This is a genomic window from Clostridioides sp. ES-W-0018-02, assembly GCF_020658175.1.
In the GTDB taxonomy this organism is placed as follows: Bacteria; Bacillota; Clostridia; order Peptostreptococcales; family Peptostreptococcaceae; genus Clostridioides.
Window position 1 is genome coordinate 452,194 of the sequence record NZ_JACVVY010000002.1, and the last position, 17,255, is coordinate 469,448.

Sequence of the window (17,255 nt, forward strand, 5' to 3'; positions counted from 1 at the left end):
TATGCCTAGAATTTGCCCTTTTTCTAGGTGTATTTTATTATGTCAGCATTGCTATACTATAAATATGTAATAAATAAAATTTATAGGAGCTTTTGGATGAAGAAAATAATATTAAAAGACATCATGTTTTTAATTACAACAGTATCTTTGATTGCAGTTCTATTGATTGTAGTAAATGTAACTGCTAATGGTAAGACAGAGTCAACAAGTAAATCTTATTTAGATAGTGAGAAAAATAGTATGAGTCAAAATAATATTCAAAATGATATAGGAAATACTGCATTTAAAACTACTATACTAAATACTGGAAAGTCAGATTGCATATTAATTGAGATAGGCAAAAAAGCCATAATGATTGATACAGGAGAAGATAAAGATGGTGAACAAATAGTTAATAAGTTAAAAGAAAAAGGAATAAATACACTTGATTATCTAATTTTAACTCATTTAGATAAAGACCATATAGGTGGAGTTGATAGTGTGTTGTCCAGTGTTAAAGTGAATAATTTAATACAAGCAAATTATAAAAAAGACAGTAAACAATATGATGAATATGTTAACTCACTTAAAAAAACTGGTATAGAGCCCATAATATTGAAAGAAAAAATGAATATTGTAGTTAATAATGCAAATATAAGCATACAACCAGCTTTAAAAAGTGAGTATGAGAGTTCAAACGATTACTCAATAATCACTAGTATAAATTATGGCACACACAATTTTTTATTTGCAGGAGATGCAGAAGAAGAACGTTTAGCTGAATTTATAAGTGAAAATACTTTAAAATACGATTTTGTGAAAATTCCTCATCATGGAAGGTATGATAAATTAAGTGAAGCATTTTTAAAATCTATTTCACCAAAATATGCTGCTATTACTTGCTCACAAAAAAAAGAACCTGATAAAGAAGTATTAGAAATATTAAAAAAATTAGATATAAAAACTTTTCTTACTTAATAATGGAGAGATAGTTATAGATAGTGATGGAAATAAATTAAGTGTAAGTCAATAGTGTTTTCTGAAAAATTGTATAAAAAAATTTAAAAAAATCATTAGCAAATATAAGACCTTAAACATAGTATATTTTAGGAGCTGAAACTCCACATACAAAATAACTAGGAGGTAACATATTATGTTGGATAGATTTTTTGGTGAAGGCGGATTTGGCGGATGTGCTTGGTGGATAATAATATTATTTTTCTTATTCTTAGCATTCCAAGACTGTTGGGCTGAGATGGACTTATGTGCATGGATACCTTTCTTAATATTATTATTAATACTTTGCGAATGTGGTGACGGTTTTGATGGAGGATGTGGATGCTAAAAAAATCAATTTAAATGATTTAAAAAAGCTTATGGTGGGTATAAACAAAATACCAAACCAATCACAATCTAGTGTTTGAAGGTAGTCGGAGATCCCCCGCTACCTTCTTTTTTTTATTATTTAAAATTTATTTATTCATCATTTTATTTACATACAATAATTTTTTCTATAAAGTTTGGTATAATTAAAAAGAAAATAAATTTTATTTATAGGAGATGTAAATATGGCTATAGTGGATAAGATTTTCAATGAGATAAAATTGATGGTTGCAAGATTCTTATTGGGGAAAAAATACAGTGAATATGAAGAGAAAGATTTAGTATATAATACTGAAGAAGAAGTTATATTAATAACCTTGAAAAGATTAGTTTTCCAGGGAAATGTGAATGAAGCAGAAGAAATTTTATTTGATAAAGCTAAAACTGTAAATAGTGAAAATATGCAGTATATAGCAATAGAATTTTATACTATGCTTATGGAAAAAACTGATGAAGAATTAGAGGCTATGAATTTTTCTAAACAAGAAGTTTATCAAGGGATAGAAGATATTAGGAAAGTTTTAAATTTAGAATAAAGCATGTATAAATATATTAAAATAAATTAATGTTAAGATGAGAATATTATATTTTATATATTTAAATATAATATTCTTATTTTATTAATAATATAAGTATATCTTATTTACCATAAAACTATCTTGAAAAAAATTAATCTTAAATGTATAATATTACTTTGAGTGAAAAAGTATTAACATTTTTTTATAAGATGTTTTACTAAAAAAATATATATAAATATACTGTTATCAAAAAGAAATTTAATTTAGTGAGGTGTTAAGATGAAAATAGGATTTGACCACAAAAAATATTTAGAAGAGCAGTCTAAATATATCTTAGAAAGAGTAAATAATTTTGACAAGCTTTATTTGGAGTTTGGAGGAAAATTAATGGGAGACCTTCATGCAAAAAGAGTACTTCCAGGGTTTGATGAAAATGCAAAGATAAAAGTATTACAACATATGAAAGAAAAAGTTGAAGTTGTAATTTGTGTGTATGCAGGAGATATAGAAAGAAATAAAATAAGAGGTGACTTTGGTATCACTTATGATATGGAAGTTTTAAGATTAATAGATGATTTAAGAGGTTATGAGCTAGATGTAAACAGTGTAGTAATCACTAGATTTGAGGGACAACCTGCAACGACTGTATTCATAAATAAGTTAGAGCGTAGAGGAATCAAAGTTTATAAACATTATCCAACAAAGGGATATCCTTCAGATGTTGAAACTATAGTTAGTGATGAAGGATATGGAGCAAATGATTATATAGAAACTACAAAGCCAATTGTAGTAGTAACAGCACCAGGACCTAATAGTGGAAAACTTGGTACTTGTTTAAGTCAGTTATACCATGAAAATAAAAGAGGAAATGTAGTTGGATATTCTAAATTTGAAACATTCCCAGTTTGGAATATACCTGTGAAACATCCTTTAAACATAGCTTATGAGGCAGCTACAGTAGATTTAAAAGACGTAAATATGATAGATTCATTCCATCTTGAAACGTATGGTGAAATGTCAGTAAACTATAATAGAGATTTAGAGTTATTCCCAGTGCTAAAAAAAATAATAGAAAAAATAACTGGAAAAGAATCAATTTTCCAATCTCCAACTGACATGGGTGTTAATAGAGTTGGTTTTGGAATAATAGATGATGAAGTAATAAGAAAAGCTTCTATAGAAGAAATTATAAGAAGATACTTTAAAACTGCTTGTGAGTATAAAAAGGGACAAGTTGATAAAGGTGCTTATGATAGAATGAAAATGATTATGGAAGAGCTTAATTTAAAGCCAGAAGATAGAAACGTTGTTTTACCTGCTAGAAATTACAGTAATAAGTTAAAAGAAAATGCTGATAAAAATGATACTTGTCCTGTAGTGGCACTAGAATTAGAAGATGGGACAATATTAACTGGTAAAGGTTCTGACTTAATGAATGGAACAGCAGCAGCAGTACTGAATGCAATTAAGCATTTAGCTAATATATCTGATGATATGCACTTAATATCACCTGTAATATTAGAGCCTATTATAAATTTAAAAACAAAAACTTTAGCAAGTAGAAATGTTTCACTTAGTTGTCAAGAGGTTTTAACTGCTCTTAGTATTTGTGCTGTAACTAATCCAACTGCACAATTTGCTATGGAAAAGTTAGCTTTATTAAAAGGGTGTCAAGCACATTCTACTACTATATTAAATAGAGATGATGAACAAACATTTAGAAAGCTTGGTATAGATGTAACTTGTGACCCAGAGTATCCTTCACAAAATCTTTACTATAGCTAAAAATATAATTATACAAAAAAATATGGGCTGTTTTAAAGTAATAGTTTGAGCAGTCCATTACAATTATAATAAAATCAGTAGACTGTCTTGTATAAGGCAGTCTTTTATTTTTAAAACATCCCATTTAAATTAATATATATACTGTTATCCATAAGGAATTTTAATTTAGTTCCTTGGAATACCTATTGTAAAGCTTTTACCTAGTTTTTGCAAGTGTTTTTTATGATTTTTTATAAATTGTATTGAATTAATTGATTATAAACTGTTTTAGTAAGAGAAAGTATTGACATATAAATAAAATAGATGAAAAAATAGCATAAAGAAACATAAGTTTGGTATAATTAAAACAGTGATGTAAATAAATTTAATCTAGTTATACTTTAAGGTGATAAGAATGGAATTTTATAGAAAAATAATTCATATAGATATGGATGCTTTTTATGCGTCTATAGAACAAAGAGACAATAAAAAATTAAAAGGTAGACCTGTGGTTGTTGGTGGAAATCCACAAAGCAGAGGAGTAGTTGCAACGTGTTCTTATGAGGCTAGAAAATTTGGCATACATTCAGCTATGCCATCCACTGTAGCTTACAATAGATGTCCATATGCAGTTTTTGTAAGACCTAGATTTGAGGTATATAAAAGTGTATCAAATCAAATAAGAAATATATTTTATAGATACACAGATTTAGTAGAGCCACTATCTTTAGATGAAGCATATTTAGATGTAACAAAAAATAAAAAGAATATTGATTCATCAATTGAAATAGCAAAGCAAATTAAAAGAGATATATTTAGGGAAGTTGGACTTACATCTTCAGCGGGTATCTCATATAATAAGTTTCTTGCTAAGATAGCATCAGACTTAAAAAAGCCTAATGGTTTGACTGTAATAAATGAAGAAAATGCTCAGGATTTTTTAGATAAATTGCCTGTAAATAAATTTTTTGGTGTTGGAAAAGTCACTTCAAATACTCTTAAAAATTTAGGGATAAAAACAGGATATGATTTAAGGTGTTTAGATTTATTTGAACTTGAGAACATATTTAAGAAAAAAGGATATGACTTATATAAATTTGCAAGGGGTATAGATGATAGACCAGTAGAGCCAAATAGAGTTAGAAAATCTGTTGGAGCAGAGACTACACTAAGTCATAACTTGGATATTGACGAAGAGGAAACACGTAATATCCTTGATGAACTTTGTGAGGAAGTGTGCCATAGATTAAAAAACTCTGAGAAATTTGGAAAGACGTTGACATTAAAAGTTAAGTATGAGGATTTTACACAGATAACTAGAAGTCTTAGTTTAGAACATTATATTGATGAATATAATGATATAAGAAATAGTGTTGACAATTTATTGAGAAATGTTGAAATGAATGGAAAACAAATTAGACTATTAGGAGTTACAATATCAAACTTAAGCGACAAAAAAGAAACTTACAAAGACATTACTTTATTTGAGTATATGGATAGTATTCAGTGATGACTATTTGTTTAAATGAATGAATTAACACTAGCCTTAATTATATATAATTAAGGCTAGTGTTGTATTGTTTTATTAAGATTTTTTTATTTTTTTTTATATCTTTTAAATTTGAGTATTGTATACAAATACTTGATATTTATAGTAATGTTTACTAATATGTATTAACCCAAAAGTCGTACTTTGTTTACATAAAGGGGATATTGTGATATAATTATAAAAACAACTTATTGCGTTGGCAAGGGTTGCTTGTCGAAAGAGGGGATGATAAATTATGATAGAGATAAGAAACGTAACCAAGAAAATGGGAAATAATGTAATATTAGATGATATTTCTCTAGCTGTCGAAACAGGCACATTGGTAGTTTTAATTGGCTCAAGTGGTTGTGGGAAAACTACTACTTTGAAGCTTATAAACAAATTAATAAAACCTACATCTGGTGAAATATATATTAATGGTAAACCAATTTCTCAAGAAAATGAAATAGAACTTAGAAGGAAAATAGGATATGTTATACAGAACACAGGTCTATTTCCTCATCTTACAATAAAAGAGAATATAGAGTTAATTCCACGTTTAAAAAAGGAAAAGTCAGTTGAAGAAATTGAGGCAAGAACTTTACAATTACTTGAAATGGTAGGTCTTGATAGTGATGATTTTTTAAATAAGTATCCTTCAGAGCTTAGTGGGGGTCAACAGCAAAGAATTGGTGTTGCAAGAGCCATTGCAACTGATGCTGAAATAATATTAATGGATGAGCCTTTTAGTGCTTTAGACCCAATAACAAGAACATCTTTACAAGAACAATTATTTTCTCTTCAAGATGAACTGAAAAAAACTATAATATTTGTAACTCATGATATGGATGAAGCTTTAAAGATAGCTGATAAGATTTGTATTATGAAAGATGGAAGAATAGCGCAGTATGATACTCCAGAGAACATACTTAGAAATCCAGCAAATGATTTTGTAAAAGACTTTATTGGAGAAGATAGAGTCTGGGATAATCCAGAATATATAAAAGCAAAAGATATTATGATAAAAAATCCTATTGCTGTTAATTCAACAAGAACTGTAACTCAAGGTATAGAAATTATGAGAACGAGTAAGGTTGATAGCTTACTAATCATAGATAGAGCTAGAACACTAAAAGGTATTGTCACTGTAAAAGATATGAAAGACCGTCATGATAAATCGACATTGCTTGGTGATATTATGTCAAGAGAGCCTTTGCATGTAAATGAAGGTGATAATTTAGTAGAAATACTAAATATAATGAACTGTAATTCAGTTGGATATATTCCAGTTGTTTCAAGTGAAAATAAATTAGTAGGACTGATTACTAGAAGTAGTTTACTTTCTGTTTTAAGTGAGCAATTCCTAGAGATGGAGGTGAGTGTCCTTGGATAATTTTTTTAATTTTATACTATTGCAAAAAGATAAGATTATAGAGCTTTTGATACAACATATGAGCTTAACTGTTACATCTATTTTGATAGCTATACTAGTGGGTGTTCCTCTAGGAATAATTATTTCAAGAATACCATCTCTTAGAAAAATTGTGCTTGGATTTGTAAACTTAGTTCAAGCAGTTCCATCAATGGCACTTTTGGGTCTTCTTGTACCAGTACTTGGTATAGGAAGCAAACCAGCAATATTTATGGTAGTAGTATATTCATTATTACCAATTGTAAAGAACACATATATAGGTATAACAAGTATTGACCCAGTAGTATTAGAATCGGCTAAAGGTATTGGTCTTACAAGAAATCAAACTTTATTTAAAATACAGTTTCCTTTAGCTTTGCCTATAATAATGGGTGGGGTTAGAATTTCTGCTGTTACAGCGGTTGGTCTTATGACTCTTGCAGCATTTATAGGTGCTGGTGGTCTGGGATATTTAGTATTTTCAGGTGTACAAACTGTAAATAACAATATGATTTTAGCAGGAGCAATTCCATCATGTATAATTGCATTGCTAGTTGATTATTTATTTAGTAAGATTGAAGTTGCAGTTACTCCAAAAGGCTTAAATCCAAAGGCTCCAAAGAAAAATTATATAGGGCTTAAAGTAGTATCTGCTATAATAATTATTGCAATGTTATTTGTTACTTTTGGTTCAAGTTTTTCAAGCAAAAAAGAGACAATAACTATAGGTTCAAAAGATTATACAGAACAACTTATTCTTGGTAATGTTTATGCTGAATTGATAGAGAAAAATACAGACCTTAATGTTAAAAAGAATTTAAATCTAGGTGGTTCATCTGTTGCATTTAATGCTATTAAATCTGGTGAACTTGATATGTATGTAGATTATACAGGTACACTTTTAGTAAATGTAATGAAGCATGCTCCAATTAAAGATGCTGATGAAGCATATAAAGTTGTTAAAGATACTATGGAAAAAGAGAATCAATTAACTTTACTTGACCCTATTGGATTTAACAATACTTATACATTAGCCATGATGCCTAAAACTGCTGAGAAATATGGAATAAACACTATTTCTGATTTAACTAAATATAGTAGTGACTTTACTTTCTCACCAACTTTAGAGTTTGAAAATAGAGAAGATGGTTTTGTAGGTATTTCTAGAGATTATGGTCTAAAATTCAAAGATATAAAAGCTATGAATGGAAGTTTAAGATATACAGCTTTAGATAATAATGAATCTCAAGTTGTAGATGCGTTTTTAACTGATGGTCTTATTAAGAAGTTTAATCTTAAGATATTAGAAGATGACAAAAACTTCTTTGTTCCATATTATGCGGCTCCATTAGTGAGACAAGATACTCTTAAGAAATATCCTGAGTTAGAAAAAGTGATGAATATTCTTTCAGGAAAAATAAATGAAGAAACTATGAGAGAACTTAACTATCAAGTTGATGAGCTTGGAAAATCACCAGAAGAGGTTGCTCATTCATTCTTAGTTAAAGAAGGTTTAGTATAGAAAATTAATAGTTTATATTATGAACTTAAGTTATAGATAGTATTTTAAATACTATTTATAACTTATTTTTTTGTATACAAAACCTATATTATGATTTTTAATTCATAATTAATTTTTAAATTGAATGAACAAGTACAACCAACTTTGAATATAAATATAGTAAGTGTGCATATATACAATTTGCTTTATCTAGTCAATTGATATTGATACATAGTCTTTTTTCGATTAAGTCGAAGGGAGGAGGTATACAGTTATGGATAATTATAAAAAAGTGAAGCAAGTGTTATGGATAATTTTATTTGCCAATTTTGCTGTAGCATTATTAAAAATAATTATTGGTAATAAAATTAAAAGTTATAGTATGACAGCAGATGGGTTTCATTCTCTGTCAGATGGAGCATCTAATATAGTAGGATTAATAGGTATTTTTTTTGCATCTAAACCAAAAGATAAAGATCATCCTTATGGGCATAAAAAATTTGAAATTATAACCAGTTTATTTATTAGTGGTATGCTATTTGTTATAGCAGTTAAGATAATTCTTAGTTCTATATCAAGACTGGCAAACCCAGTTACACCTTCTATAACTATAGAAAGTTTAATTGCTCTAGTCATTACTCTTTTTATAAATATTTTTGTCTGTATATATGAGTATAGAGTTGGAACTAAACTGAATAGTTATGTCTTAATTTCAGACTCATTGCATACAAGAAGTGATATATTTGTGTCTTTAGGAGTATTGGTTACTTTAGTTGGTGTTAAGTTAGGATTTCCAGTAATAATAGAATCTGTAGTTCCTATTATTATTTCTGGGTTTATAATTTATTCAGCTTATGGAATATTTAAACCGTCTATTGGAATTTTAGTTGATAGAGTAGCTGTAGATGAAGAGTATATAAGGGAAATTGTATTTGAATTTAATGAAGTGAGAGATGTTCATAATATTAGAAGTAGAGGTAGTAAGAGTGTTATTTATATTGATATGCATGTAATGGTAGACCCATTTATAAGTGTAGAGCAATCACATGACTTAACACATAAAATTGAGAAACAAATACAAGAAGAAATTAATGAAAATGCTCAGGTAATAGTGCATATTGAACCTTTTTATAGCTTTTAATTTGATTATAAAGACATAAGTATAAAAATTTATAATTCATAAAAAAAATATTATACCATAAATATTTTCAGAAAATATTTATGGTATAATATTTTTTATAGAGAAATTAAGTCTTAATATACCTAAGGAGGAATTTATTATGAGATACGTTGAATATGGAAAGACTGGGAAAATGGTTTCGGTAGTTGGATATGGAGGATTAAGATTTGATTTAGAAAAAAATGACCAAGAAAATGCAGATTTAATTAAATATGCATATGAAAAGGGCATTAATTATTTTGATACAGCACCAGGGTATTGTGATGACAGAAGCGAAGATATATTTGGACTAGCTTTTAGACAAATGATAAAAGAAGGTAAAACAGACTTTTACGTATCTACAAAAGGAAAGCCAAAAGTATACGACACAGCAGAAAAAGCAATAGATGCTGTGAAAAAGTCAATAGAAAGATTGGGCGTATCTAAAATAAATTTCTATCATATATGGAATATTAGAAAGATGGAACATTATGAATTTGCAATGAGACCTGGAGGTCAGTATGAGGGTCTATTAAAATGTAAAGAAGAAGGATTGATAGACCACATAGTATTTTCATCTCATCAGCCAGGAGATGAAGTCATAAAGGTTCTTGATGAAAATAAGTTTGAAGGTGTTACTATGGGAATTAATATACTAAACTTTCCATATAGATTAAAAGGTGCTAAACATGCTATTGAAAATGGATATGGTGTTGTAGCTATGAATCCATTAAGTGGTGGAACTATTCCAAAGTACAATGAAGAGCTTTCTTTTCTAGCAAGAGAAGGTGAAAGTACTATAGAATCAGCCTTAAGATTTAACATAGGAATTCCACAAATAAATATATCGTTAATAGGAGTTAATAAAAAGCAGGATATAGATGATGCTTGTAAAATTGCAGATGAGCATAAAATATATTCAGATGAAGATATACATGATATTGAAACTAGATTAAGTAAAAATATGAATGAAATATGTACAGGTTGTGGATATTGTAAAGTATGTCCAAAAGATATAAACACTCCAGCATATATGCTTTTTTATAATGAAAAACAGATGTTTAAAAAGAGTGATGAAGAAATGACAAAATCGGTCTATGGGCTAGCACATTGGAATTATACAATGAATAGTAAAGCAAAAGCTAAAGAATGTATAGCTTGCGGAAAATGTGAAATTGAGTGTACTCAACATTTACCGATAATTGACAGATTAAGAGAAATTAAGCAATGGGAAGAACATGGAGTCAATAATGTCACAGTATAGTCAGTTTATATTGTACTTAAAATTTGTATAGTATTTAATAAGGTTTAATATATAAGGAGACAAATTATGATTTTGTCTCCTTATATATTATGCTTTAATTTATTATGGGTAAATTTTATCTATACTAACTGACAGTATCTATTTTCACATTGAATTATTCCAATATTTTACAATAAAATTACTTGCAAACTCTAATTTTATAAGCTTTCAATATATATTACACAAATAATTTTTATTTAATTATAGCTTTTAATAAAGTAAATATTGTGGTTGTAAATAAGGAATTATTCAATTACAATAAAACAAGTAAGGATATTATAAAAGTGATTATTATAATTAAAAGAATAAATTGTAGGTAGTAACAAATCCTATATAATGAATGGAGGGTGATATATATTGAAAAATAATATATTTAAATATAAAAATGAGATGTTTTTATTTATATTAGTCATAATAACTTATTTAATAATAACAATAGCATTCTTTTCTAAAACTACAATATTTTATGATTTGAACAACACTTATGATGTGTTATTAGATACAGATACAGGTGTACTATTCAATTTAAATGTATTTGCTATAAATCAAGACAATAGCAAGCACGTATTATTTTCAGCTATTATATCAATTTTTGCATATCCAATATATTTACTATGTACTTCGATAGCAAATCCAGGGACAACCGATTTTAATACTGCTTATGGATTTGGATTGATTTGTCTACAAATAGTAACTAGTGCTATATCTATAACTTTAGTTTTTAATCATATTAAAAAAATAAAAATGCAGAGGTTAACCTTAATTTTACTTACTATGATAATGATATTTTCTTTTCCACAACTATTTATGACCTTAAATGTAGAAAGATTTATATATAGTCAGTTTACATTAATATTTTTTATATTTATTGCAAATAAAATGAACGGAAAAAACTCTTATTTAGTAGAATTAGCAGCTATACCATTATTTGGAATAACTATTAGTAATATATATTTGTATTTGCTTAACATAATATTTGAATTTAAATTAAAAATAGGAAAAATATTAAAGCATTTAATTACATTTATTTTAATGGCATATATTTGTGTAGTTTCAACAAAATCTTATGAAAGTTTTATGAATCTTGGAAATGTAATACAATATGATACAAAGTTTATAAGTGGAGAGCCTATTTTAGAAAAAGTTGCAATGATTATAGAAAGATTATTGTATTCAGTTTTTTATTTTCCTGGAGCAGAGATTAAAAAAGGACTATTTTTACAAAATGGAGAAGTTGCAACGATACCAGTTATCCTTACTTTATTAGCATTTTGTTTTTGTGTTTTAGCTGTTATTGAGAACTCAGAAAAAAGAGTTCCTAAATTGTGTATGGGAATAATTTTATTTAATTTAGTTTTACATGGTATAATAGGGTACAATCTGACTAATTCAAGTATAATGACTATAAATTTTAGTTTTGCTGTTATAGTTTTGTTAGCTTACTTTACTAAAGCACTTAGAAAAAATGAAAAAAGTATGTACAATATATTTTTATCATTGTTGCTAGTCACTATAATAATTAGTAATATAAATGGATTTATAGAAATTTTAAATATTGGGATAAAATCATATCCTGTTTAAAAAATAATGTTGAAAGGGTAGTAAGTTTATGAAACAGACAAATATAATAATTAATCTTCTTACTAAAATTTCAGATTATATAAGATTAATGAGAATAAAGCAGTATATAAAGAATTTATTTATATTTGCTGCTATAATATTTTCAAACAATATACTAAATATAAGTCTATTGTTAAATACATTTATAGCTTTTGTGTGTTTTTGTTTGATATCATCATCAGCATATGCATTAAATGATGCTATAGATATGGATAAAGATAAAAGACATCCTAAAAAACGTAATAGACCAGTAGCAAGTGGAAGAATAAGTAAAAGAAGTGCGAATATATTATTTGTTGTTTTAGCTTTAATTTCAATTTGCTTGTCAACGGTTATTAATTTTAAATTAACTATAATTCTCATTTTATATTTGATAAATAATATATTATATTCTCTTAAGTTAAAGAATATAATTCTATTAGATGTGTTTTCTATATCTCTTGGTTTTATACTTAGAGTTTATGCAGGATGTGTAGCTATAGATGTTAGATTATCAAACTGGATAATATTATGTACATTTTTTTTATCTCTGTATTTAGCTCTTGGAAAGCGCAAAAAAGAAATCATAATTTTAAAAGATAATGCAGTTGAGCATAGAAAAATACTAGAAGATTATGATATAGAAAATTTAAATCAAATGATGATAGTTATACTAAGTTCTACAATTGTATGCTATGCATTATATTCTACAAGTAATCCAGAAAAACCAGATATGATATTTACAACAATATTTGTAGTTTATGGTGTACTTAGATATAATTATATAATTAACAAAACAAATGAAGGAAATCCTACTGACATTATACTAAAAGATAATGCTTTAAAAATAAACGTAATCTTATGGGTAATTACATGTTTAATAATATTAATTTTTTAGTGATAGGATGGGAAAATACTTATGAAAAAAAGTGTATTATTGCTCGATATAGATTATACTGTTATAAATACTGATAGTATGGTAGACTTTTTTATTTATTCTTTAAAAAATAAAACACTTAAGACTATTATAAAATTGCCATACATAATTTTTACTCTAATGATGTATTTGGTTAAAATAGTACCTTTGAAAAAAGCAAAAGAGGCAATCTTTTATCCAATAGTAGATTTTAGCGAAGACGAGTTAAAAGATTTTTTTGATAGTTGTATAATGAAAAAAATTAATGAGTCTATAAAAAAAGTAATTTATAAAAACAAAGAAGAGCATAATGTTGTAATTATGATAACTGCATCTCCATATGCATATATGAAGTACTTTAAGTATTATGATTTCGCAGATGAGGTTATAGGCACTGAGCTATTTTGTGAAAATTCAAGATACAAAAACCAATTCATTGGCGAAAACTGCAAGGGAATTGAAAAAATACAGAGAATAAATACTGTATTAGATAAACTTGGAATTGAGATTGATTATGAAAATTCATATGCATATTCAGACTCTAAAAGTGATTTACCTATGCTTTCCTTAGCTAAAAATGCATTTTTGGTTAATAAGAAAAATGGTGAGGTTATAGAACAAATAAATTCATAGCTTTATATCACTTAGAATAGGAGGGGATAGTTTGGGATATTTGCACATATTAATTTTGTCTATGGTTCCTGTAACAGAGTTAAGAGGAGCCATTCCTATAGGTATTGCAATGGGCTTAAATCCTATATGGGTTTATGTATTTAGTGTGATTGGTTCTACATTAGTATCAATTCCTTTGATATTGACATTTAGACATATATTGCAATTTTTGAAAGGTAAAAAGTTATTTAAGGGACTTGCTAACACAATTGATAAAAAAATAAATTCAAGAATGAAGAAATTAAAAAGCGTTTCAATAATAGGTATAATACTATTTGTAGGCATACCACTTCCAACAACAGGAACATGGACTGCGTCTGCGATAGCCTCAATACTAAAAATGAGAATAAAAGATGCTTTTATAGGAGTATTTTTAGGAAATTTATTGTCTGGAGTCATAGTGTCAGCCCTTTCTCTACATATAATATAAAACTATCCAAATATACTATTGGATAGTTTTTTTATGAAAATATGTGAAAAATATTTTTTATTTAGACAAAATATTTAAATTCATTTGGTCTTAAAATGTTTACTATCATAAAAGAAATATAGTATAGTAGTATTTATGAGGAAATTAATTTAAACTTGCCTATCAATAAAATAAAGTTTTTATATAAAATGTATTTTTAATAGTAATAGATTTAAACATTAAATTATTAAGGAGGTTTTAAGATGGAAAATTCAAATACTGATTTAGGTCGTGAGAATGTAGGCAAATTGCTTTTTAAATTGGCTACACCAGCTATTATTGCACAAATTGTGAATGTTTTGTACAACATAGTAGATAGAATCTTTATTGGTAGAATGGAAAGTGGCGAAGTTGCTATGGCAGGTGTTGGAGTAGCATTTCCTATAATAATTATAATAACTTCATGTAGTTATTTAATTGGTATGGGGGGAGGACCTTTAGCTGCTATAAAAATGGGGGAACAAGATAATGATGGGGCAGAGAAAATAATGAGTAATAGTTTTTCTGTATTAGTTATTTTGGCGATACTATTGACTATAGGTTTTCAGATTGGAAAAGAACCCTTACTTTGGCTATTTGGAGCAAGCGAATCTACAATTGGATATTCAATGGATTATTTGAATATTTATTTAATAGGGACAGTATTTGTTCAAATTTCACTAGGTATGAATACCTTTATAAATACTCAAGGATTTGCGACAACTGGTATGATTACGGTTGCTATAGGAGCTTTGATAAACATAATACTAGACCCAATTTTTATATTTGGATTTGGTATGGGGGTAAAAGGAGCTGCATTAGCCACTATAATTGCACAAGGAGTTTCTGCTATTTGGGTATTGGTATTTCTATTTGGAAAGAAAAGTATACTTAAGATAAAAAAGAAATACATGATGCCTAAAGCAAGTATTATTTTGCCAGTATTAGGTCTGGGAATTTCTCCATTTATAATGCAATCTACAGAAAGTTTAGTGCTTATAGCCCTAAATAGCAAATTACAGATGTATGGAGGAGATTTAGCAGTAGGTTCAATGGCAATAATGAGTAGTATAATGCAAATTCTTATGCTTCCTAACATGGGATTTACACAAGGGGCACAACCAATAATAAGTTACAATTATGGTTCAGGACAGATTGACAGAGTAAAAAAGACTTTTAAGTTATGTTTATTATCATGTTTTACATACTCTGCAATTTTGTGGATTTTACTTATGATATTCCCTACGTTCTTTGTAAGTATATTTAACAAAAACCCACAATTACTTAGTATGACTAGTTGGAGTATAAAAATATATTTTGCTGGCTCTTTTATGTTTGGAATACAATTAGCTTGCCAGCAGACATTTTTAGCGCTTGGAAAAGCAAAAATATCTTTAATTTTAGCTCTTCTTAGAAAAGTTGTACTTTTGATACCTTTAATATTTATACTTCCAATGTTTTTTGATGAAAAACTTTTTGCTGTACTTTTAGCAGAGCCGATTGCAGATATAACAGCAGCCACTATTACAGCAATTTGTTTCTTTGTGTTTTATAAATGTTCTCTATCAAAACCTAAAGTAATAGAGGAGTAAAATATAAATAGTAGAAAGTTTTTAGGAGCATATATTATTAGTTAAAAATTAAAATTTGTATTTTAATTTAAGAAGATATTTTTTATAATTTACAAAGATACAAACTAGAATTAAAATTTAAAATTATAGTAAGAAAAATGTAAGTATTTGCAATATTAATGGTATAATATTTACAGATATGATAATCAATAAGAGGAAAGGATGTTTATATAATGGAAAATGATTTAACAATGCAAGAGCTACTTGAGCAACAAGAGCAAGTGTTCAGCAAAGTGAAAGTTGGGGAATTGATAACTGGAAAAATAACTGCAGTGAGAAATGATGAAGTACAACTAGAATTAGGTTATGGGTTTGATGGAATAATACCTATAAGTGAATTAAACATAGAAAAAAATCAATCTATAGAAGAGTTATATCATATAAATGATGAAATAACTGCTATAATAACAAAAGTATCTCAAAAAGATGGAACAATAACTTTATCTAAGTTACAATTAGATAGAAAAAATGATTTTGCTGATTTACACAAAGCTTATGATGAACATAGAATAATAACTGTAAACGTTGAAAAAAATATAGAAAAAGGTGTATTTGCTAATTACAATACATATACATTTTTTATACCAATTTCTCAGCTTGACACAAAGTTTATTACAGATACGTCTAAATTTGTTGGTCGTAACTTAGAAGTATATATAAAAGAAATGGATGCTAGAAAAAATAGATTTGTAGCATCTCATAGAGACGTATTACAAGAACGTATAAATAAAGAGAGAGAAGAAAGAAGAGTTCAAATTAAGGCAGAAAAGGAAGCCGAAAGAGCTAGAATAAAACATGAAAGAGAAGAAGAAAAAGCTCGTATTAAATTAGCTAAAGAAGAATTGTTTAATTCCCTTGAAGTTGGTCAGAAAAGAGATGGTAAAGTAACAAAGATAATGTCTTATGGTGCATTCATAGATATTGGTGGAATTGAAGGATTAGCACATATAAATAACCTATCTTGGACAAGAGTTGAAAGTGTGGAAGATGTTGTCTCTGAAGGTCAAGAAGTGGAAGTTTATGTATTAGATGTAAATCAAGAAACTAAAAAAATTGCACTAGCATTAAAAGATATAAACAATGACCCATGGGATTTAATAGCAAAAGAATTACAAGTTGATGATGTTGTTAATGCTAAAGTTCTTAGAATTATAGAAAAGGGAGCTTTTGTCCAAATCGAAGAAGGTGTAGATGCTTATTTACCAATTTCTGAATTGAGTGATACTAGAGTAGCTAAAGTTACTAATGTTGTTAATATTGGAGACGAAATTAAAGTTAAAATTCTTGATTTTAAACCAAAAACTAAGAGAATGTTAGTTTCGATAAAAGAAGCAACTAGAGAGCCAGAAGAGGATATAACAGAGTTTTTAGAAGTAGAAGAATCTCTAGGAAGTATTGGAGAATTATTTAAAGATAAATTTAAAGACTTAGAAATATAAAATA

General features: G+C 27.4%; 14 protein-coding genes and 1 pseudogene. All 15 read left to right on the forward strand.

The features are described 5' to 3' along the window. Window positions 1-96: 96 nt before the first annotated feature. The 15 genes and pseudogenes from IC219_RS08470 to IC219_RS08540 all read left to right on the forward strand — a co-directional run bounded on the left by IC219_RS08470 (window position 97) and on the right by IC219_RS08540 (window position 17,251). Window positions 97-1,012 (forward strand): annotated as a pseudogene (locus tag IC219_RS08470) (ComEC/Rec2 family competence protein). Between the two features lie 120 nt (window positions 1,013-1,132). After that, entirely contained in the window at window positions 1,133-1,324 is a 192-nt protein-coding gene (locus IC219_RS08475; RefSeq protein ID WP_054272897.1) for a hypothetical protein, read from the forward strand. Window positions 1,325-1,547: 223 nt separating this feature from the next. Continuing rightward, on the forward strand, window positions 1,548-1,898 hold the full coding sequence (locus IC219_RS08480) for a DUF6483 family protein (protein ID WP_227436740.1): 351 nt from the start codon (window positions 1,548-1,550) through the stop codon (window positions 1,896-1,898). Between the two features lie 261 nt (window positions 1,899-2,159). Continuing rightward, window positions 2,160-3,665 carry a DUF1846 domain-containing protein gene (locus IC219_RS08485; RefSeq protein WP_227436738.1) on the forward strand — a complete coding sequence of 502 codons (1,506 nt, stop codon included), beginning with the start codon at window positions 2,160-2,162 and terminating at the stop codon, window positions 3,663-3,665. A gap of 394 nt (window positions 3,666-4,059) precedes the next feature. Beyond that, window positions 4,060-5,154, forward strand: coding sequence for a DNA polymerase IV (gene dinB, locus IC219_RS08490; protein ID WP_227482947.1), 1,095 nt, complete (start codon window positions 4,060-4,062; stop codon window positions 5,152-5,154). A gap of 274 nt (window positions 5,155-5,428) precedes the next feature. Next, window positions 5,429-6,565: an ABC transporter ATP-binding protein gene (locus IC219_RS08495; RefSeq protein ID WP_227436734.1), complete on the forward strand. Its 1,137-nt coding sequence runs from the start codon at window positions 5,429-5,431 to the stop codon at window positions 6,563-6,565. Continuing rightward, window positions 6,558-8,105, forward strand: coding sequence for a glycine betaine ABC transporter substrate-binding protein (locus tag IC219_RS08500; RefSeq protein ID WP_227482946.1), 1,548 nt, complete (start codon window positions 6,558-6,560; stop codon window positions 8,103-8,105). The genes IC219_RS08495 and IC219_RS08500 overlap by 8 nt, the downstream gene beginning before the upstream one ends. A gap of 253 nt (window positions 8,106-8,358) precedes the next feature. Then, window positions 8,359-9,225: a cation diffusion facilitator family transporter gene (locus IC219_RS08505; RefSeq protein ID WP_227436730.1), complete on the forward strand. Its 867-nt coding sequence runs from the start codon at window positions 8,359-8,361 to the stop codon at window positions 9,223-9,225. Window positions 9,226-9,364: 139 nt separating this feature from the next. After that, window positions 9,365-10,507, forward strand: a complete 1,143-nt coding sequence (locus IC219_RS08510) for an aldo/keto reductase (RefSeq protein WP_227436728.1) — start codon at window positions 9,365-9,367, stop codon at window positions 10,505-10,507. A gap of 396 nt (window positions 10,508-10,903) precedes the next feature. Then, window positions 10,904-12,127: a DUF6080 domain-containing protein gene (locus IC219_RS08515; RefSeq protein WP_227436727.1), complete on the forward strand. Its 1,224-nt coding sequence runs from the start codon at window positions 10,904-10,906 to the stop codon at window positions 12,125-12,127. Between the two features lie 28 nt (window positions 12,128-12,155). Next, window positions 12,156-13,043, forward strand: coding sequence for a decaprenyl-phosphate phosphoribosyltransferase (locus IC219_RS08520; RefSeq protein WP_227482945.1), 888 nt, complete (start codon window positions 12,156-12,158; stop codon window positions 13,041-13,043). Window positions 13,044-13,064: 21 nt separating this feature from the next. Beyond that, window positions 13,065-13,694 carry an HAD family hydrolase gene (locus tag IC219_RS08525; protein WP_227436722.1) on the forward strand — a complete coding sequence of 210 codons (630 nt, stop codon included), beginning with the start codon at window positions 13,065-13,067 and terminating at the stop codon, window positions 13,692-13,694. A 31-nt stretch (window positions 13,695-13,725) separates the two neighbouring features. Continuing rightward, window positions 13,726-14,163, forward strand: a complete 438-nt coding sequence (locus IC219_RS08530; protein WP_227436720.1) for a COG2426 family protein — start codon at window positions 13,726-13,728, stop codon at window positions 14,161-14,163. Window positions 14,164-14,405: 242 nt separating this feature from the next. After that, window positions 14,406-15,773 (forward strand): MATE family efflux transporter, encoded by a 1,368-nt coding sequence (locus tag IC219_RS08535; RefSeq protein WP_227436718.1) that lies wholly within the window; start codon window positions 14,406-14,408, stop codon window positions 15,771-15,773. Between the two features lie 212 nt (window positions 15,774-15,985). Then, window positions 15,986-17,251 carry a 30S ribosomal protein S1 gene (locus tag IC219_RS08540; RefSeq protein ID WP_227436716.1) on the forward strand — a complete coding sequence of 422 codons (1,266 nt, stop codon included), beginning with the start codon at window positions 15,986-15,988 and terminating at the stop codon, window positions 17,249-17,251. Window positions 17,252-17,255 lie beyond the last annotated feature (4 nt).

Bases quoted from the DNA above. Each gene is read 5' to 3' on its own strand.
- IC219_RS08495 (WP_227436734.1), top strand. From the start codon at position 5,429: ATGATAGAGATAAGAAACGTAACCAAGAAAATGGGAAATAATGTAATA.
- IC219_RS08485 (WP_227436738.1), top strand. From the start codon at position 2,160: ATGAAAATAGGATTTGACCACAAAAAATATTTAGAAGAGCAGTCTAAA.
- IC219_RS08540 (WP_227436716.1), top strand. From the start codon at position 15,986: ATGGAAAATGATTTAACAATGCAAGAGCTACTTGAGCAACAAGAGCAA.
- IC219_RS08535 (WP_227436718.1), top strand. From the start codon at position 14,406: ATGGAAAATTCAAATACTGATTTAGGTCGTGAGAATGTAGGCAAATTG.
- IC219_RS08505 (WP_227436730.1), top strand. From the start codon at position 8,359: ATGGATAATTATAAAAAAGTGAAGCAAGTGTTATGGATAATTTTATTT.
- dinB (WP_227482947.1), top strand. From the start codon at position 4,060: ATGGAATTTTATAGAAAAATAATTCATATAGATATGGATGCTTTTTAT.
- IC219_RS08480 (WP_227436740.1), top strand. From the start codon at position 1,548: ATGGCTATAGTGGATAAGATTTTCAATGAGATAAAATTGATGGTTGCA.
- IC219_RS08520 (WP_227482945.1), top strand. From the start codon at position 12,156: ATGAAACAGACAAATATAATAATTAATCTTCTTACTAAAATTTCAGAT.
- IC219_RS08510 (WP_227436728.1), top strand. From the start codon at position 9,365: ATGAGATACGTTGAATATGGAAAGACTGGGAAAATGGTTTCGGTAGTT.
- IC219_RS08475 (WP_054272897.1), top strand. From the start codon at position 1,133: ATGTTGGATAGATTTTTTGGTGAAGGCGGATTTGGCGGATGTGCTTGG.
- IC219_RS08525 (WP_227436722.1), top strand. From the start codon at position 13,065: ATGAAAAAAAGTGTATTATTGCTCGATATAGATTATACTGTTATAAAT.